We start from the raw sequence: 18,030 nt of genomic DNA, 5'->3' as shown, positions 1-18,030 counted from the left end.
CCGATCAATCCGGCCGGCGCCGCCGTTCCCACCAGACGACGAACCGGCGCCGATGGCGGCGCACCATGGCGAATTCGTAGGAGAGCACCAAAAGTCCGAGCGGCACCATCCAGAAACCGAGAATCGGCAAGAACCCCAGAATGCCGCCAATCGTCAAAAGCACGCCGATTGCAATCCTGAGGCCGCGCGAACGCGGCATGGTGAACTTGCGCCCGAAGACCGATATCTTTCGCGCCGGTGCCTGGTTTTCTTCTGCTGCCGTCATCTCGAATGGCTGGTCCGTCTGGTGGTTTGAGGATGTCACTTGACGAAAGCCGCGACCGCGCATTCGGTTCCGCGCCCTCGCAAGACGGCTAATATGAGGACGAACGCCGCCGATTGCGAGAAACGCCTGAGCGAAAAAGTCTCGGAAAAATGCGAAATGGTTCTTTGCAAAGCCGAAAAGGGTTTGCTATAGGCTGCGCCACTCGCATGAGAGCCTCTGTTCCCCGGTAGCTCAGTGGTAGAGCAACCGGCTGTTAACCGGTTGGTCGCTGGTTCGAATCCGGCCCGGGGAGCCACTTAATCCAGAAATGTCTTTAAACCCAAGCACTGCAAGGGTTTCCGCCTCCCAGAGGTACACTGCGGGGTACACTGGGCTATGACGATCGGCGTGAACCACATTCAGAAGCGCGGCAAGGCCGGATGGGGCTACAGGCGCAAAATCCCTGGAGAACTTTGGACCATTTTGGGCACGCGAGAACACCTCGTGCCCGCTTGGTGCCACTTACCAGGAGGCGCTAAAGAAATACCCTGCGGTTCATGCAGAGGCCGAGAAGTTTTTTGTCCGACGCGGTCAAGCGCGCCAACTGCCCCGACAGCGTGGGATCAGTTCCGCGACGAAATAGCCGCTGCTGGCAAAATGGGATTTGGCGAGGTCATCGAAGCGGCGCGATCCTATGGCGAATTCGGCGTGGCCTGAAGATCACGTCGCCTTCCACGCAGCGGCTCGATATGCCGATCCGTTCCGCTCAATGTCGTCGAGCAAGCCGTCTCTCGAAGAAACCAAAGCCGATAGTGATCAATGCCGCCAGCAGGAAATATCCTAGCGCGGCGGCGAACAGAGGCTCGTAGACCCGAAATGTCTGCGCGCGAACGAGGTTCGCCGCACCCATGAGTTCGAACACCGTGATCGTCGACGCCAGTGCGGTCCCCTTCAAAAGCAGGATATTCTGGCCGCCGATCGCCGGCAAAGCCAACCTGAAAGCCTGCGGGAGAAGGACGGAAATCATGATCCGTGTTTTCGACAGGCCAAGCGATTGGCCGGCCTCACGCTGCCCTTCTGGAATGGCCTGTATCGCCCCTCTCCAAATCTCGCCACAGTAGGCCGCGGTGTTCAGGGAAAGGGTAAAAAACGCATAGAAGTCCGCGCCTCGCAAAATGGGCCAGAGCGGGCTGTAGCGGATCGAGGGGATCCCCGAGAGAATTTGGCCGATACCGAAGTAGCAGAGGTAAAGCTGGACCAGGAGCGGGGTCCCCCGGAACGCGAGGATAAACGCAACCGCTGGATATCGCAGCCATTTGCTGTTGGATAGCCGGGCCAGTGCAACCGGGATGGCAAGCAAATTGCCGACCACCGCACAGCCGAGGAACAGGATTATGGTGACCTGGACGCCGGCCAGAAGCTGATTGGCAAGGTAGGCTCCAAACTCAGTCACGCTAGCCCCGCCTCCCGCCACGGACGGTGGCTGTTTCGAGGGCATGGAAAAGCATCGCCGATATGCCGGACATGGCGAGGAACACGAACGCGATCGCGCAATAGAACATGAAGTAATCGCGCGTCGCGCCGGCAGCCATCTTGCCGGCGAGAACGAGCTCGGTAAAACCGATCAGGCTGACCAGTGAGCTTTCCTTCAAAACGACCAGCCACAAATTGCCAAGCCCCGGCAAGGCCAGGGGGACCATTTGCGGCACGGTGACCAGGAAGAAGGTCTGGCGCCGTGTCAGACCGAGTGCATGGGCTGCCTCGACCTGACCTCGCGGGATGGCCACGATCGCGCCGCGCAGGACCTCCGTGCTGTAGCCGCCTTGAACGATCCCAAGCGACAGGGTCGCGGCGACAAACCCATTGACCTGGAATTCGGAAGTCAGTCCCGCCAGGCTCACGGCCCAGCGCAACGCGTCCGTCGCGGTATAGTAGACGAGGAATATGATGAGAATGTCCGGTACGGACCGGATGATTGTCGTATAGGCAACGGCTGCGGAGACCGCCACGCGGTTCTTCGAGATCTTGGCCACCGCACCCATGAGGCCGAGGGTCAGGCCCACGAGATAGGCGCTGATCGAAATTCCAAGGCTCAGGCAAGCGCCAAGAAGCAATTCGTCGCCCCAGCCCTTGTCCCCGAAGCTGAGCAGGGTTGCCCAAGACACGGTCGAGTTCATACAGCGCGTTCCAGTTCAATGAAGATGGCGACGGCCGCCCCGGGCCGGCCGTCCCCCGGGCCTGAACCAGATGATCAATCGCCGTAAATGTTGAAATCGAAATAGCGCTTGGTGATCGTCTCGTACTCGCCGCTGGCGCGCACCGCCTTGAGTGCTGCATTGAGGCGGTCCCTCAGAGCGGTGTCTTCCTTGCGCAGGCCGCCGCCGTCGCCGTATCCAAACATTTTCTCATGCGGCAGCGTCACCTTGATTTCATAAGCCTGGCCCTCCGGCTTCTTCAAGAAATCCTGGATCTGGATGCCTGCCGCAGCCATGAGATCCACGCGTCCGGCCTGGATGTCCGCGATTTCGTCATCGAGTGTTGGATAGATCTTCACTTCGGCAATGCCGTTGAACTTATCCTGCATGTAGGTCGCCTGCAGGCTGGCACTCTGTGCCGCGACCGCAATCCCCTTGAATGTCTCCGGCTTGGTCACGTCGAACTGCCGCGTATCCGCCTTGGCGCCGACAAGCACGTTGGGCGAATAGTAGTACTTGTCGGTGAAATCGATCACCTCCTTGCGCTTGTCCGTGATCGACATCGAGCTCCAGATGACGTCGAACTTCTTGGCCAGCAGCGCGGGAATGATGCCGTCCCAGGCGATATCGACGATCTCACATTTCGCCTTCATCTCTTTGCAAACGGCATTCATCAGGTCGATTTCCCAGCCCTGCCAGGTGCCGCTGGCATCCTTGACGGAGAAAGGCGGGTATGGCTCCGCGGCGACACCGAAACGGATGACATCGTCGGCCGCCGACGATGAATTGGCGGCGCCAAATACCGCCACGATCAGTGACAAGGCGAGTGCAAGCTTTTTCATGATTGTTCCCCTTTTTGTTTATGTGGATTTGTATCTTCCGCAATGATGATGCTGGTAGCCGGGCATCTGCCGATCTTTCGACGTCGGCCCGTGGCCAGCCGGCAGCATCGAGCATCGTGGACTGGTTCGGATGTCGGCGATGCGAACTTGGCCATTCGGCTCAGTCGACCTTCTTTCAGGGCGGTGTTTGAAAACGCTAACAGTTCAAATGATCTCGATCTAATGCCCCCTGCCGTGCGGTTCATCACCAATAGTTATGACGATAGCCCCTTCGAGTGACGCAGTCCGGCGACCGGCAAACGATCGCCGCTCGTTGATCCGCGCGTGCGAGGACAGGGCTGAATTGAACGGTTCACGACGCCGCCATTGATCGCGACTATGAGTTTTCAGCGATAGTCCCGCGTCCACGGGAATAAGCTCGCGACTGTCCACCAAATTTCTGATGTGGCATCGTCGGCCGGTTCCGGGATGGCCGGCCGCAATGCAGTCGGCCCGCGGCCCGTTCGCTCTAAGGTGGTCACATGAATAGCAGCCCTTGCCGGTCCATCGAGGAGATGAGCGAAAAGATCGCTGCCGGCCTGTCGCCCGTGGAAATCGTGGAGGGCTGCCTCGAGCGCATCCAGGAGCTGAATGAACACATCAAGGCGATGATATTCGTGGCCGAAGCTGATGCCCTGGACGCCGCGCTTCAGGCCACACGCGAAATCAGATCCGGTCACAGGCGCGGCCCGCTGCATGGCGTGCCGATCGCGGTCAAAGACGTTATCGATGTCGAGGATTGGCCGACAACGGCTGGCTCCCGGTTGTTTCGGGACCACGTGGCGACGGAAACGGCAACATGCATTGCCAATCTTCAGGCGGCCGGCGCCATCATCATCGGCAAGACGAACCTGCACGAACTGTGCGTCGGCGGTCATGACAACCCTTGGTTCGGCAAGGTCGCCAACCCGCTTGATCCGGACCGTGGGACAGGTGGCACGAGCAGCGGGTCGGCCGCAGCGGTCGCGGCCGGTTTTTGCCTGGCAGCGGTTGGCACGGACAGCGGCGGGTCAAACCGATCCCCGGCTGCTGCAACCGGCTTGTTCGGTTACAAGCCGACGAATGATCTGATCGCCGTACAGGGCGTCATGAGCATAGCGCCTTCGCTGGACTGCATCGGCGTTCTTGCACGCTCGGTCAGGGACGTTCGCCTGATGACCGAGGCGCTTGCCGGAAAACGGCTCGCCCCGTCGGCAAGCGGGGGCAGCAAAACGACAACGGGCATCACGATCGGCATCTGCCCCGAACTGCTTGGCGCTCACGTCGACACGTCAGTCGATATCGCGTTGGCTACCATGCTCGATCGTCCTGAAGTGCGCACGGTCGAGATCACCTTCGACGACAGGGAGGCGTTCGTTGCCGCGGGACTGACAATCCTCCAATGTGAGTTCGCGCGAATCTACCGCAATGCAATCGAGCAGAAGCCGGACATGGTCGGCGACGCGGTTCACTTATTCCTGCAGGGCGGCATTCGCATCCATGCCGGCGCCTATGATAGCGCCATCGAAATCCGTAACGGCGTGCGAGGCCGGTTTCTGGAGAAAATCGCGGGCCTGGACGCTCTTGCCATCCCTACGGCGCCTGGATCGGCGCCGCGGCTTTCCGACGAACTCACCGAGGTGAATGGGGAAATGGTGCCGTGGGGAATGGCCGGCGGCCGCTTCCGCCGCTGGGCAAACATGCTTGGCATGCCGGCGTTGGCTATTCCTTTGTTGGTTCCTGACGGGCTCCCGGTGTCGGCGCAACTTGCCGCAGGTCCGGGTCGGGACGCCGGTTTGCTCGACCTCGCCGAAATGTTGACAGGCAACTGAAATCAGCTCCGCCAAATCGCTGAAAGTTCATAACCTCCAGGAATAAACTTCCTTCGCGCGCCTCTTGGAACATCCGGCCCTTCCCATTAATCTTGGCGTTCGCAGCTCGCTGTTCGCACAGCGATCCAGCTGCCTGGCAAGGTAAGCGGGCATGAAATTTGGCGAAAAGGACACCGTCACGAAGGAGGCAGAGTTTACGCCTCGCGAGATCGAGGTCTTCGCTTCGGTCATGCTGCATGGAACAACCACCAAGGCGGCCGACGCACTTGACATCACGCAGCCGGCTGTCAGCAAGATGCTCCAGCAACTCAGCGAGAAGGCGGATTTCCAGCTGTTCAGGAAAAGCCGGCAGCGGCTGATCCCCACCCCTGAAGCACACATGCTCTATGCCGAGGTGAAGCGCGTTTTCGAGTCCGCGCGCGGCATCTCGCGCGCCGCGAGGGAGATACGCGAGTTGCGAAGTGGCAGGCTGAACATCTGCGCGCTCCCGGCCTTCGGGTCCACGCTGCTGCCGTCCATCATCACGAGCTTCTCAAAACAGCATCCATCCGTGTCGATTTCCCTGGATATCCGCAGCTCCGCCACGGTGGTGCAGCGGGCGAGCCGCAATCAGCTCGACATCGGAATAGGCGTAACGGCATCGGACGAGAATTCTTCAATCGTCAGGCGAGCGCTGACAGCGACCCCACCGGTTTGCGTCATGCCGGCGGGTCACCGTCTGGCTGAGCTCGACGTGGTGCAGGCAGAAGATCTCGACGGTCTCGACTTCATCTCGATGGGCTCCGCCGATCCGATGCGGCAGCAGCTCGATGCCTTGTGCGAAGAACGCGGAGTGGGACGTCTGTTGAAGATAGAGGCCAGCCTGTCCAGTGCGTGCATCGCCCTTGTCGCGTCGGGGGCGGGCGTGAGCGTCGTCGACAGGCTTTCGGCGTGGCTGGCACGCGACCTGCCGATCGAGATCAGGGATTTCCGGCCACGTCTCGATCTGAACCTCAGCGTCTACCGGCCTTGGGGTGTCATTGCATCGACGGCGGCGGACGCCTTCACCGAGCATCTCATCCAGACGACGCGAAGCTTTATGAACGGCGTAGAGGCAGGAATCACCGCCCTGGGTCCTCGCCGCCAGGCCGACAGAACTGTTTTCATTCACCGCTGAAAGCCTCTAGCGGAGCGGCAGGCATTCGAACAGGCGGCCGATATCGGCTTCGTCATTGTAGACATGCGGCGACACGCGCATCTTCGTGCCGCGCAGCGTGACGTGCACGTCAGCCCGCTTCAGCTCTTGTGCCGCATTCGGCGCGAGACGGCCCCCTATGTCGAGGATCGCGATATGGGGCGTTGGGTGTCGCGGACGCGCGACCGGCAGCCCTCTGCTTTCCGCCTGCGCCCAGACAAGCTCATTAAGGTGACGCAGGCGCTCAAACACGCGCCCGACGGTCCAACCGCGGATGAGCTTCATTGCGGCGATTGCGATGGGCAGGACCGCGAAATCGGAGCGTTCCCCCATGTCGAACCGCCGCGCGCCGGGAAGAAACTCGGCCACGGCCACCTTGTAGAAGTCCGATTTGTCCCCGCCCATCCGGTTCCATGAATGATGCTCCAGAGTGCGCCCCTCTGTGTGCCAACGCCGGTCGGCGTAAAGGAATGCGAGGCGATATGGCCCCAGAAGGAACTTGTAGGTGGCAAAGACGAGAAAGTCCGGTCGGACGCGCCGGACATCGAAGGGTATCGCGCCAACCCACTGGGTTCCGTCAACGACAAGACTGGCGCCCGCTGCCCGTGTGGCGGCGGCCACCGCCTCCAGGTCGATCGCCACGCCCTCGAACCAATGCACCAGCGTCCCCGCAACGACCGCGATGGGACGGCTCGAGTCTTGGATTGCCGATACGATCGCGCTGGTCCAGTCGCCGTCGGCTGGTTGCGGGACGATATCAACGCAGGCGCCGGCGCGTTGCGCGAGGTCATACCAGACATATCTGTGCGAGGTGTGTTCGTTCTCCATCAGAAGGATGGCCGAACCTGCCGCAACCAAAACGTTGGCGGCTGCGATAGCCATGCCATAGCTGGTGGCGGCCACAATGGCGATCTCATCGGCATCGGCGCCCACCATTGATGCGGCGAGTTGCCGCGCCTCTTCCACCTCGTCGTAATAAGAGGCGATGGTCATTTTCCAGGGTTCGGCTTTCACCCTGACGCCGGCCTCGCCGGCCGCGACGGCGGCGGTCGGGATCGGAGACATGTATGCGGTATCCAGATAAGCTGTCTCGCGGGGAATGGAGAAGAGATCTCGTTGGCAGCTCAGCATGGCATCACAACCTGAAATCAATTGAGGTGCCGAGTCCGGCGTTGCGGGCGGAGATATAGACAAGATTGGCAAGCTCGATGTCTTGTGCGGGAACGCCGAGAGACCGGAAAAGCGTGATCTGATCGTCGCCAGTGCGGCCGGGTTTCGCACCTGCCAGCACGTCGCCGACCTCGCCACGGATATGATCGACGCCGATCACGCCGGTTTCAATCGCCTCGATCAGTTCTCCCGCGGCCGTCAGCGCCATAGGCAGGTAGTCGACCCAGATCTGCGCTCTGCGCACACAGTCGAGGTCGAGCTCGCGGCATGAAGCGACGCTCGCCCCGACCGCATTGATATGGACACCAGGCGGAAGCCATTGGCCGCACAGCACCGGCTTTTCGGAAGATGTCGTTGTGCAGATGATGTCGGCCTCGCGAACGGCCTCGCCAGGGTCGCGATGTGCCTTCGCCTGGAATCCGGCGGCTGACTGCTCCTCGGCGAAGTGCTGCGCCTTTGCAAAGTCGCGACCCCAAACATGGATCGCATGGATCGGCCGGACGTCCGCAATAGCCGCGACATGCCGGCGCGCTTGCTCGCCATATCCGAACAGTGTCAGCGAGGTGCTGTCTTCGCGCGAAAGTGCCCTCGTCGCGACAGCACTGGCCGCCGCGGTCCGCCAAGCCGTAAGCTCTCCCCCGTCGATCAAGGCTACAGGCCGTCCATGATCCTTGTCGAACAGGAAGACACCGCCGCGATGAGACGCGAACCCATGCGCGAAATTGTCAGGAAACACGGAAAGCACCTTCGCCCCGAACAGCGGCCGGTCATCCAGCGCAGCATACATAAGCGACAGACAACTCCCGGCCGCACCCGGCAGCTCAAGTGTGCGCCTGATCTGCTGGCGCGCCATGCCGCTCGATGTTTTGCGCAGTGCGGCCTCGGTCGCTTCAAGAGCCAGGGATAGGCTCAAAATGTCCCGGATCGCGTTCTTGTCGATCAGGAGGAATTCCGGCTCGCCACTCACCGTGCAGTCTCTTCCATTCCGCGATCCCCGATGCGCCGATAAGCGTAGCATTGCTCTCGCAAACGGTTGCGCCCGAATTTGATAACTTCGCACGAGAAGTTGCCCGTGCGGGCTAATGGGCCGACCTGGGCAGCCGCAGATGGCTGGGACATTGGTTCATAACTTTTGGCCATGAACGGCAGCGACCAGTTCAATTGACCGCAGTTGGCACCCATTGCAATGTTTTCAGGCACCCGAGGATGTTGTGCGGGGTTGCAAACACATCGCAGGCGCCGATCGAATTAAGAAGAGCGGCGTCAGCAGTACTGTCAAGAACTCCAGCAACATCTCTCAACGATATAGCGGCATTTGCATCGATTCGTCTTTCAGAGATTACTCGTATCGGATGACGTCATTAGCCCGGGAATTTTTGGAGGTCATCTTTATGCGTGTCGTGGTCATTGGTTCCGGTATCGTCGGCAGTTCCGCCGCCTATGAATGCGCCAAGGCGGGAGCAAGCGTCGTCGTGCTGGAGGCCGGACGGATAGCAGGCGGCACGTCGGCGGTAAGCTTTGCCTGGACAAATGCGACGACCAAGCAGCCCCGGCCGTATTTCGATCTGAACGTCTCGGGAATGCGCGCCCATCTTGAACTCAAGCGCGACTTCGGCGTCGCTCCCTGGTTCACCCAGACCGGCAGTTTCGATTGGCGAACAGTGCCGGAGTCGATGGACGATTATTTCGAGAACTTCAGGCAGATGAAGGAATGGGGCTACGGCGTCGAGTGGATCGACAAGAAGCGCGTCGCCGAGATGGAGCCCGATATCGATGCCTCCGCCTTCGGCGATTGTCCAATCTCCTACTATCCGGAAGAGGGCTGGGTCGATCCGGTGCTCTACTCGGCCTGGCTTTTGCGGGCGGCGAAGGAGCGCTGGGGAGCACAGGTCAAACTCGGTTCACGCGTGACCGAGATCGAGACCGAAAGCGGGCGCGTACGGGCAGTTCGGACGGCGAACGGAGGCCGACACGCTGCGGATGCCGTCGTGAGCTGCACCGGCGGCTGGTCTAGTGAGAGGCTCGGCGATGCCCAGGGTATTCCACTTTCCTCGACCATAGGCGTGCTCGCCTTCACCCCGCCGGTGGCGTTGACGCTCCGAAGCCAGCTGCATGCCGACGATCTGGATATCCGTCCCGACGGAGCGGGGCGCATCATGATCCATAAGGTCTCGGTAGACATGACCCTGGAGAAGCCGGAGGTGCTCAGCCCTGCCGGGAACGAGGCGGCGACGCTCCTGGATGCGGCGACCAAGGTCCTGCCTTCGCTCCGCGACGCAGGTGTGGAAGCCATTCGCACGACGGTCCGGCCGTTCCCGGAGGACGGCTACACCTGTGCCGGCGCCATGCCGGATATCGTCGGCCACTACATGGCCGTAACGCACAGTGGTGTGACCATCGGCCCGCAATTGGGCAAGGTGGTCGCCGACGAAGTCGTGCGCGGCAAAATCCATGACGAAATGGAAACGTTTCGTCCGCAACGCTTCTTCCAGGCCCACGCCCAGCGCTCCGCTGTCGCGCACGTCTGATCCCGCTCAGCAGACCGCTGGATTGCGTACGGCGGCCTGCTTTTGACCAACGCAACCAGGGGCCTCCGCCATGGGGAACATCGAACGATTCGACAAGAACGAACGGCTTAGCCGTATCGTCGTTCACAACGGCACGGCCTATCTCTCGGGCTTGACGGCCGATGACAAGAAAACCGGCACGTCTGACCAGACGAAGGAGATATTGGAAAAGGCGGATCGCCTTCTGGCGAGCGTCGGTTCGGATAGATCGAAGCTGCTGGTCGCGCAGATCTGGTTGAGGGATGTCGAAGACTTCGACGCAAGGCTTGGGTCACATGGCTCGACGGCGTGGAGCCCCCGGCACGCGCCACGGTCGGGGCGAGCTTCGCCTTGCCCGAGATCCGTGTCGAGATCCAGCTTACCGCAGCGATTTGACACGTCGCCCGCCACGTCCAGGCCAGCGAGTCCAATCAGATTCGTCAGGGACATGCTTGCGCACCGGCCTTCGCGGCGCGATAGATGCGGCGGTTTGGGGAGGAATCATGCGAAAAGTCCTGGCATCGGCATTGCTGCTGGCGGCTGCGGCGTTCGCGACCGGCGCTCATGCGCTGGACAGCAGCGGCACACCCGTCGTCGTGACACCCCTCGCCTCGCGCACGACCACCGCTTCCGGCCAGCCGATCACGCTGCCGCAGAAGAACGTGCAGGTGCTGGTGTCGACCTACGACATAGCGCCGGGCGCGACCTTGCCGGTGCACAAGCATCCGTTCCCGCGCTACGCCTATGTCGAGGCCGGCACGTTGAAGGTCACCAATGTCGAGACCGGCAACAGCAACACCTACAAGACTGGCGATTTCATCATCGAGATGATCGGGCAGTGGCATCAGGCCACCAATATCGGTGAAGGCCCGGTCAAGCTGCTGGTGATCGACCAGGTCGAGGAAGGCACCAAGAACACGGTTTTGCGCCAGTAAGCCACCGCTGCTCCGGCTCCTCGAACTGTCTCGCCACGGGAGCGCGCCGCGTTAAGCGTTGGCCCAGCTCTTCACATCCGGTTCCGCACGACCGGGCTGACGATGCTACGCCGGTTGCCCGCCTTACCGGCGGAACCGGATTCCCCCCGTTGGGTTTTTCGCGAAATCCCTTTGCTTGGTGAATGCCTTTTCCTGGAGCAAACTCCCTGCCGGGGCTCAAGGAGCAGAAATGAGAGCACGAACAGCGACGGTCGGCGATCTGGAAGACGTGTTTCGCCATTTGTCCAAGCGGATGTCCGACGAATACATCGCCGCGGGCAAGGACAGCAAGGTCGCCTACGACAATCTGATGATGAACCTGAAGGAGGGCCGCGCCCATGCCCTTGTCGACAGCGACGGGACCGTAGCAATCGTCGCCTGGCACGAGCATGGCGACGCCGCGGACACGCTGTTCGCGGCGCGCGAGGGCTTTTTCAGGGCCGCGACCGTGCGTTTCTGCAGGCGGCATATCAGGCAGATCCAGGCGCTCGCCGGCAATCTCCCTATTCACTCCCGCAGTTGGCTCACGGGACCGGAAATCGCAAAATGGTTTCGCACCATCGGCTATGTCGAACGCGGCGAGGAAAATGGCGCCAAACTGTTCGAATTGCCGCCGGCCGCGACCCGGCCGGGCTAGGCAAGCAGGTTTGGTGCACCGCGAGTCCAGCCGCCATTGCACCGTGGCACGGCTCGCCTTCGCGCGGCCTTAGCCCCAGGCGCCGACCATTTGGCGTGTCGTGGCGTTCAGCCGGTTGAAGGCGTTGATCACGGCGATCTGGATGACGAGCCCGGCAAGCGCCTTTTCGTCATAGTGCCGGGCGGCCTCGTCCCATACCTCGTCCGTCACGGCATCCGTTCTGTCGGCCAGCCTTGTGCCGGCTTCGGCAAGGGCAAGCGCGGCGCGTTCGGCATCGGTGAAGTACGGCGTCTCCCGCCAGGCCGACAAGGCAAAGATGCGTTCGTCCTTCTCGCCAGCCTTCTTGAGTTCGCGCGCATGCATGTCGACGCAAACCGAGCAGCCATTGATCTGGCTGGCGCGCAGATGGACGAGCTTGCGCGTCACATAGGGCAAATCGGCCGCCTCGGTCGACTTGTCCAGCGCCAGCAGCGCCTGCAGGGCGCCGGGGATGAGCATCACGGGGTTCTTGAGCCTGGCTTCCATGGTCTTTCTCCGTTTGAAACCTTTGAACATGGCGCGGTTTGCCATGCCCGGAAGCGGCGCATCCGGGAGACTTGTTGTGGTTCGCCGGCCATGGCGACCGGTTGGTCGAGGAGAGTCGGCGCTCAGCCTTGCTTCGCAGCCACCTGCTCAAGTCGCTCAAGAATACGCGGCCAGCCGCTTCCCATGCCGACATATCCACGCTCGTCGGCCGGCCGGAACCCCGAGTGCTCCATCCGCACCCGGGTCGCCGCGCCCTCAGGCGTGAGCGACCAGGTCACCACGGTTTTCAGTCCGCTGTCGGATTCGCTTCCGTCGCCCCAGCTATAGGCAAGCAGGCGTGGCGCCTCGACTTTCAGCACGACGCAGTTCGTCACCCCGGACCAGCCCGGTACCGGTGAAGCGCGGAACGTGAAGCGATGCCCCTCTTGCGGCGCGAAGTCATTCTGCATGAGCCATTCTGCGACGAGTTCGGGCACTGTCAGCGCACGCCATATCTTCTCCGCCGAATGCGGAATCAGCCGTTCAACGACGATCGATTTGGTCTGTGTCATGCCGTGCTCCTCTTAGTCGTCGTCGAGCCACCGCTCGCGATCAATAACTCGATGGCTATGGGTTAACTCATAACCATGTAGTTATAAGACTGTCAAGCAGGGAAATGCCCCCTGGTCCAATGCGCCGTGCCGTTCCTGCTTTCGCGCCCGCCGCGCCGGTGCTACGGGCTTCTCACAACATCATGGACAGGATCACACCTTGACTGAAGAAGCCCGCCCGCCGCTGATCGAAATCTGTGTCGAGGGCATTGATGGCCTTCTGGCCGCACAGGCCGGCGGCGCCGACAGGGTCGAACTGTGCGCCAGCCTCGTCGAAGGCGGCATCACGCCGAGCTTGGGAACCGTGCGCGCCGCGCTCGACCAGGCGATTGTGCCGTTCCATGTCATGGTGCGGCCGCGTGGCGGCGATTTTCTCTACAGCGAAACCGAGTACCGTTCGATGCTGGCCGACGTAGCCGCCCTGCGCGACCTCGGCGTGCCCGGCGTGGTGTTCGGCTGCCTCACCGCCGAAGGCACCATCGACGAGCGCCGCATGAGCGAACTGACGGAGGCCGCCGGCGGCCTTAACGTCACGTGTCACCGCGCTTTCGACATGACGCGCGACCCGGCCGAGGCTTTGGAAGCGCTGATCCGTTGCAAGGTCGGCCGCGTGCTGACCAGCGGCCAACGCGACACGGCGATGGAGGGCCTGTCGCTGTTGGCGGACCTGGTGCGACAGGGGGGCGACCGCATCGTCATTCTCGGCTGCGGCGGGCTCGATCTCGGCAACATTGCCGAGGTGCGGCAAAGGACCGGACTGTCCGAAATGCATTTCGCCGTCCTTAAGGACGTGCCCAGCGCCATGCGCTACCGCAATCCCAAGGTCGGCATGGGTGGCTCCGATCTCGACCGCGAGTATCGCAATACGCTCACCGATACGCCGCTTGTGGCAGCGACGATCGCGGGGGCCAAGGCATGACCGCCCTCTCCCCGATCAGCCGTGTCAGGCAAAGCGACGAAGCGGCCATACTCGCGCTCAACAACGAGCATGCCGCCGAATTGTCGTGGCTTGAGCCCGAGCGCCTGTCTTTCCTGCTTGGCGAGGCGTTCTATGCGCGCCGCATCGGCGCGCTCGAAGCCTTCATCATGACCTTCGATCAAGGGGCTCGGTACGACAGTCCGAATTTTCTCTGGTTTCGCGAACGCTACGAGCGCTTCGTCTATGTCGATCGCGTCGTGGTGGCGGCGCAAGCTCGTGGCCGCGGCCATGCCCGCCTGCTCTACCAAGACCTGTTCGAGCACGCCACGCGCGCCGGCCATGCACTGGTCACATGCGAGGTCAATGCCGACCCGCCCAACCCGGCTTCGGACGCCTTCCATGCAGCGCTCGGCTTCACCGAGGTCGGCGACGCGGTGATCCATGGCGGCAAGAAGGCGGTGCGCTACTACGTCAGGCGGATCATCGCCTGAGCGCTGCTCCTTTCCAGGTCTCTGCCACTACTGGAACAACGCCGCTGCACTGACCAGCGTCGTCCAGAACCCCCACAACAGCGGGATGCCGACCAGCAGCCAGGCAAGGACCAATTTGACAGAATTGCTGTTGTCTTGCGCCATGATCACTCTCCTTACGCTGCAGCCGGTTCGGCCTTCATGTGGAACCGTGCATCCACCGGCCGCATCATCAGGTTGAGCAGGAAACCGACGACGAGCAGGCCGGCCATGATGTACATGGTGACCGTGTAGGCATCGGCCTTCGCTACTCCTGCATCGATCTGGTACTGCCTGATGTAGTTGACCAGGACCGGCCCCAGCACGCCCGCCACCGACCACGCCGTCAGCAGGCGGCCATGGATGGCACCGACATACCGCACGCCGAAGACATCGCGCAGATAGGCCGGAATGGTGGAAAAGCCGCCGCCATACATGCTCAAGATGACGCCATAGAACAGCACGAACAGGAACACGTTGCCCGACTGGCCCGTCCACGGCACCACCGCATAAAGGATCACGCCCAGCACGAAGAAGACCGCGTAGGTCGTCTTGCGGCCGATATAGTCGCTGGTCGACGCCCAGAAGAAGCGGCCGAGCATGTTGAAGATCGATAGCAGGCCGACGAAGCCGGCGGCGGCGGCCGGCGTGATGCGTCCCGGGAACATCTCCTGGCTCATGGCGGAGGCTTGGCCGAGGACGCCGATGCCGGCCGTCACGTTGAGGCACAGCACGCCCCACAACAGCCAGAACTGCGGTGTCTTCAACGCGTCGTCGAGATGGACGTTGGCGGTTGTCACCATCGTGTTTTGTGTCGTCGGCGGCGTCCAGCCGGCCGGACGCCAGCCATCGGGCGGCACCCTGACGATGACAGCGCCGATCAGCATGAAGATGAAGTAGACAATGCCCAGCACGATGAAGGTTTCGGCGACACCGATATGCTGCGGGGTCGAAAACAGCTTCAGCAGATAGACCGAAAGCGGCGAAGCGATGAAGGCTCCGCCGCCAAACCCCATGATCGCCATGCCGGTCGCCATGCCCGGCCGGTCGGGAAACCAGGTGATCAGCGTCTTGACCGGCGAGATGTAGCCGAGCCCGAGGCCGATGCCGCCCAGGACGCCGTAGCCGAGATAGATGATCCACAGTTGATGCAAGGTGACGCCGAGCGCCGACACGATGAAACCGCCACCGAAACAGCAGGCGGCCGCGACCATCGCCTTGCGCGGGCCGACGCGATCCAGCCAACCGCCGCCGAAGGCTGCCGCGAGGCCAAGAAACAGGATCGCGATCGAAAAAATCCAGCCGAGTCCGGTCAGCTTCCAGTCGTCGGGCGCCGAATCGGTGATACCGATCAGTTTCGACATCGGCAGGTTAAAGACGCTGAACGCGTAGGCCTGACCGATGCAAAGATGAATGCACAACGCCGCCGGCGGCACCATCCATCTGCTGAAACCGGGCTCGGCGATCGTGCGCGAGCGGTCGAGCCAGCCGCCAGCGTTTTCCCTGGTCGTTGCCATTCCATCCTCCCATGCAATGCTCCGATTCGAATAAACTAGGCGGAGCACGGGGCGGGACAACAAGGAATAGCTGCCATAATACCAATGTCTAAGGACATTGGGCTATCCGGCAAGCAGATCGCCAGGTCACCCCTGGCTACATTAGGACGAACTTACCAAACAAGCTGCCGGACAGGCGGCATCGAGCGAGGCTGACCTTGGCCGCTATGCAACGCAAGGGAGGGACACTGCGGCGTCACTCACCAGTTGCGGTTCAGCCACTCACGCGACGGCCGCTCGATGACATAATAGCTGCAGAGCGCGCAGGCAAAGACCCCAGCCAGCATCAGCCATGGGTCGCTGCCTCGCTCATAGACGAATTTGTAGAATGGCTGCTGCCACAGATAGAGCGAATAGGACCATAGACCCAGCGTCGCCATAGGCCAGGACGACAGCAGTCCAGAAAACAATCTCGTGCTGAAATCGAGACCGTTGACGGCAAGCGCCAGCAGCGGCACGGCGACCAGATAGTGGATCGGGGTTGGTACCGGGTCCATGAACAGAAGCACCGCCGCGGTGGCCGCCGCCACCGCCACATAAGGGCCCTTCAACAGGGCCGGCAGCTTGCCGTCGGTCTTCAGCAGGCAGATGGCGGCCGACAGCAGGATCGACGCAATATGCACGTCGGTGCGCCAGTATGTGGTCTCGTAGTCCATGTGCAGGAACCAGTACGAAACCGCACCGTTTGCCATGGCCAGCACCGCCAGCACCAGGAGCAGCGGGATGACGCGGCTACGGCTTGCGACAAGTGCGCTGATCGCTGCCAGGATGATGTAGGCATGCTCTTCGACACACAGCGACCAGATGTGGTCGAGCGCGCCGGCGCGGTTCACGAGAATTCCGGCATAGTTGTAGGTGAATGTCAGCGCCGTCAGCGCCGCCTTCCATTTGAAGGCGACGAACGTGCCCGACAGCGCAATCATCGAAACGATCACGAACACCAGCAGCGCGGGATAGATGCGGGAGAAGCGGCGCTTGAAGAATTTCTTCAGCGGGTAGCGCTCGACGAACAGGATCTCGGCCATCAGCCGGCCGCTGAGCACGAAGAAGAATTCGACGCCCAGTACGCCGAGATTGATCCCTGCAACGGGAAAGAAATGGCCGATAAGCACCAGCGCGATCGAAAGTCCGCGCCAGCCGTCGAGATAGGCCAGTCTTGTCCTGGCGGATCTGTCGGCGACGGATCTTGGCGGCACAACATGCGTCGCGGAGATGTCGGTCATGCCGCTCCCTTCGCATTGAAACATGCGAATAGGGTCGCAGGTCGTGATGAACACTCCGAACCCGGCTCGCGTTTGATCGCCGGCATAGTGCAGTGCAATATCGCTTTGTGCAAGTGCGAGATTGCCACAATGCGCCCGTCTGCGGAAAAGGGGCGAGAAGTCCCTCTCCTGCCTGACAGGAGCAGGAAGGAATCAGGCGTTGGCGGCGGCCACCGCGCGCTTGGCCATGACCGCGACCAGATTGGCACGGTAGTCGGCGGAAGCGTGGATATCGCTCATCAGCTTGGTCGCCGGCACCTTGACGCCGTCGAGCGCCGAAGCCACGAAGTCCTTCGCGAGCGCGGCCTCGATCTCCTTCGAGCGGAAGACGCCATCGTCGCCGGCCCCGGTCACGGCCACCCTGACGCCGTCCTCACCCTTGGCCACGAACACGCCGACAATGGCGTAGCGGGAGGCCGGATTGCGGAATTTTTTATAGGCTGCCTTTGCCGGCGCGGTGAAGGTGACGGCCGTGAGGATTTCGCCGTCCTCCAGCGCCGTCTCGAACAGGCCCACGAAGAACTTGTCGGCCGCGATCTGGCGCGTGTTGGTAATGATGGTGGCATTTAGCGCCAGCATGGCCGCTGGATAATCGGCCGCCGGGTCGTTGTTGGCGATCGAGCCGCCGATCGTGCCCCTATAGCGTACTGCCGGATCGCCGATCAGCGATGCCAGATGCGCGAGCGCCGGGCAGGCCTGTTTCAACTTGTCGTCGCTGGCAACATCGAAATGCGTGGTGGCGGCGCCGATCGTGACCGTCCTGCCGGACACTGTCACCCCTTGCAACTCCTTGATCCGCGACAGGTCGACGACATCGGAGGGGGCCGCCAGCCGCGTCTTCATGGCCGGGATCAGGGTCATGCCGCCCGACAGCAACTTGGCGTCGCCGCCCGTGACGAGCTTCGCGGCATCGGCGACTGAGGCGGCGCGGTGGTAATTGACTGCGTACATTTGGAGGCTCTCCCTGGTGAAGAGTGGATAGTCAGTAGTCAGTAGTGATTAGTGAGTAGGCATTGGTCGGTAATGTGGTGAATAGC

Annotated in this window: 18 protein-coding genes, 1 tRNA gene and 1 pseudogene; 9 read left to right on the top strand and 11 right to left on the bottom strand. The window is 61.7% G+C overall.

The window, feature by feature from the left end:
- Positions 1-4: 4 nt before the first annotated feature.
- The gene (locus FJ949_RS10950) at positions 5-265 is read right to left on the bottom strand and encodes a hypothetical protein (protein WP_140495745.1); all 261 of its coding nucleotides are present in this window, start codon (positions 263-265) and stop codon (positions 5-7) included.
- A gap of 220 nt (positions 266-485) precedes the next feature.
- Here FJ949_RS10950 and FJ949_RS10945 point away from each other — a divergent pair.
- Positions 486-560 (top strand) — tRNA-Asn (locus FJ949_RS10945).
- Between the two features lie 450 nt (positions 561-1,010).
- Here FJ949_RS10945 and FJ949_RS10940 read toward each other — a convergent pair.
- The 3 genes from FJ949_RS10940 to FJ949_RS10930 form a co-directional block, all read right to left on the bottom strand.
- Entirely contained in the window at positions 1,011-1,697 is a 687-nt protein-coding gene (locus FJ949_RS10940; protein WP_140495744.1) for an ABC transporter permease subunit, read from the bottom strand.
- A gap of 1 nt (position 1,698) precedes the next feature.
- Positions 1,699-2,421 (bottom strand): ABC transporter permease subunit, encoded by a 723-nt coding sequence (locus FJ949_RS10935; protein ID WP_140495743.1) that lies wholly within the window; start codon positions 2,419-2,421, stop codon positions 1,699-1,701.
- A gap of 74 nt (positions 2,422-2,495) precedes the next feature.
- A complete protein-coding gene (locus FJ949_RS10930; protein WP_140495742.1) occupies positions 2,496-3,281 on the bottom strand; it encodes a transporter substrate-binding domain-containing protein in 786 nt (261 codons plus the stop codon).
- A 554-nt stretch (positions 3,282-3,835) separates the two neighbouring features.
- On the opposite strand from FJ949_RS10930, the gene FJ949_RS10925 reads away from it, so the two are divergent.
- Entirely contained in the window at positions 3,836-5,131 is a 1,296-nt protein-coding gene (locus FJ949_RS10925) for an amidase (protein WP_181171552.1), read from the top strand.
- A 151-nt stretch (positions 5,132-5,282) separates the two neighbouring features.
- Entirely contained in the window at positions 5,283-6,287 is a 1,005-nt protein-coding gene (locus FJ949_RS10920) for a LysR substrate-binding domain-containing protein (protein ID WP_140495740.1), read from the top strand.
- 6 nt (positions 6,288-6,293) lie between these two features.
- Here the strand turns inward: FJ949_RS10920 and FJ949_RS10915 are convergent, their stop codons facing one another.
- Together FJ949_RS10915 and FJ949_RS10910 are read right to left on the bottom strand one after the other, a co-directional pair.
- Positions 6,294-7,499, bottom strand: coding sequence for an aminotransferase class V-fold PLP-dependent enzyme (locus FJ949_RS10915; RefSeq protein WP_224646982.1), 1,206 nt, complete (start codon positions 7,497-7,499; stop codon positions 6,294-6,296).
- Complete coding sequence (locus FJ949_RS10910; protein WP_181172092.1) at positions 7,441-8,442, bottom strand: ornithine cyclodeaminase family protein; 1,002 nt, start codon at positions 8,440-8,442, stop codon at positions 7,441-7,443. The genes FJ949_RS10915 and FJ949_RS10910 overlap by 59 nt, the downstream gene beginning before the upstream one ends.
- Positions 8,443-8,656: 214 nt before the next feature.
- Between FJ949_RS10910 and FJ949_RS10905 the strand changes: the two genes are divergently transcribed.
- The 4 genes and pseudogenes from FJ949_RS10905 (at position 8,657) to FJ949_RS10890 (ending at position 11,632) form a co-directional block, all read left to right on the top strand.
- Positions 8,657-10,003, top strand: a complete 1,347-nt coding sequence (locus tag FJ949_RS10905; protein WP_246680005.1) for an FAD-dependent oxidoreductase — start codon at positions 8,657-8,659, stop codon at positions 10,001-10,003.
- Between the two features lie 70 nt (positions 10,004-10,073).
- A pseudogene (locus tag FJ949_RS30630) lies at positions 10,074-10,244 on the top strand (RidA family protein); the annotation flags it as partial.
- A 280-nt stretch (positions 10,245-10,524) separates the two neighbouring features.
- A complete protein-coding gene (locus FJ949_RS10895) occupies positions 10,525-10,956 on the top strand; it encodes a cupin domain-containing protein (protein ID WP_140495738.1) in 432 nt (143 codons plus the stop codon).
- Between the two features lie 229 nt (positions 10,957-11,185).
- On the top strand, positions 11,186-11,632 hold the full coding sequence (locus FJ949_RS10890; RefSeq protein WP_140495737.1) for a hypothetical protein: 447 nt from the start codon (positions 11,186-11,188) through the stop codon (positions 11,630-11,632).
- Between the two features lie 69 nt (positions 11,633-11,701).
- Here the strand turns inward: FJ949_RS10890 and FJ949_RS10885 are convergent, their stop codons facing one another.
- Positions 11,702-12,157 (bottom strand): carboxymuconolactone decarboxylase family protein, encoded by a 456-nt coding sequence (locus FJ949_RS10885; RefSeq protein ID WP_140495736.1) that lies wholly within the window; start codon positions 12,155-12,157, stop codon positions 11,702-11,704.
- 122 nt (positions 12,158-12,279) lie between these two features.
- Positions 12,280-12,708 (bottom strand): SRPBCC domain-containing protein, encoded by a 429-nt coding sequence (locus FJ949_RS10880; RefSeq protein WP_140495735.1) that lies wholly within the window; start codon positions 12,706-12,708, stop codon positions 12,280-12,282.
- 199 nt (positions 12,709-12,907) lie between these two features.
- On the opposite strand from FJ949_RS10880, the gene FJ949_RS10875 reads away from it, so the two are divergent.
- Together FJ949_RS10875 and FJ949_RS10870 are read left to right on the top strand one after the other, a co-directional pair.
- Positions 12,908-13,666 (top strand): copper homeostasis protein CutC, encoded by a 759-nt coding sequence (locus FJ949_RS10875; RefSeq protein WP_140495734.1) that lies wholly within the window; start codon positions 12,908-12,910, stop codon positions 13,664-13,666.
- Entirely contained in the window at positions 13,663-14,157 is a 495-nt protein-coding gene (locus FJ949_RS10870; RefSeq protein WP_140495733.1) for a GNAT family N-acetyltransferase, read from the top strand. Before FJ949_RS10875 ends, FJ949_RS10870 begins: the two co-directional genes overlap by 4 nt.
- 155 nt (positions 14,158-14,312) lie before the next feature.
- Here FJ949_RS10870 and FJ949_RS10860 read toward each other — a convergent pair whose 3' ends face one another.
- The 3 genes from FJ949_RS10860 to FJ949_RS10850 form a co-directional block, all read right to left on the bottom strand.
- On the bottom strand, positions 14,313-15,692 hold the full coding sequence (locus tag FJ949_RS10860; protein ID WP_140495731.1) for an OFA family MFS transporter: 1,380 nt from the start codon (positions 15,690-15,692) through the stop codon (positions 14,313-14,315).
- A gap of 239 nt (positions 15,693-15,931) precedes the next feature.
- Positions 15,932-16,954 carry an acyltransferase gene (locus FJ949_RS10855; protein WP_140495730.1) on the bottom strand — a complete coding sequence of 341 codons (1,023 nt, stop codon included), beginning with the start codon at positions 16,952-16,954 and terminating at the stop codon, positions 15,932-15,934.
- Positions 16,955-17,146: 192 nt separating this feature from the next.
- Positions 17,147-17,944 carry a xanthine dehydrogenase family protein subunit M gene (locus tag FJ949_RS10850; RefSeq protein ID WP_140495729.1) on the bottom strand — a complete coding sequence of 266 codons (798 nt, stop codon included), beginning with the start codon at positions 17,942-17,944 and terminating at the stop codon, positions 17,147-17,149.
- Positions 17,945-18,030 lie beyond the last annotated feature (86 nt).

Source organism: Mesorhizobium sp. B2-4-1, assembly GCF_006442185.1.
Lineage (GTDB): Bacteria > Pseudomonadota > Alphaproteobacteria > Rhizobiales > Rhizobiaceae > Mesorhizobium.
This window is presented reverse-complemented; position numbering and strand designations above follow the sequence as displayed.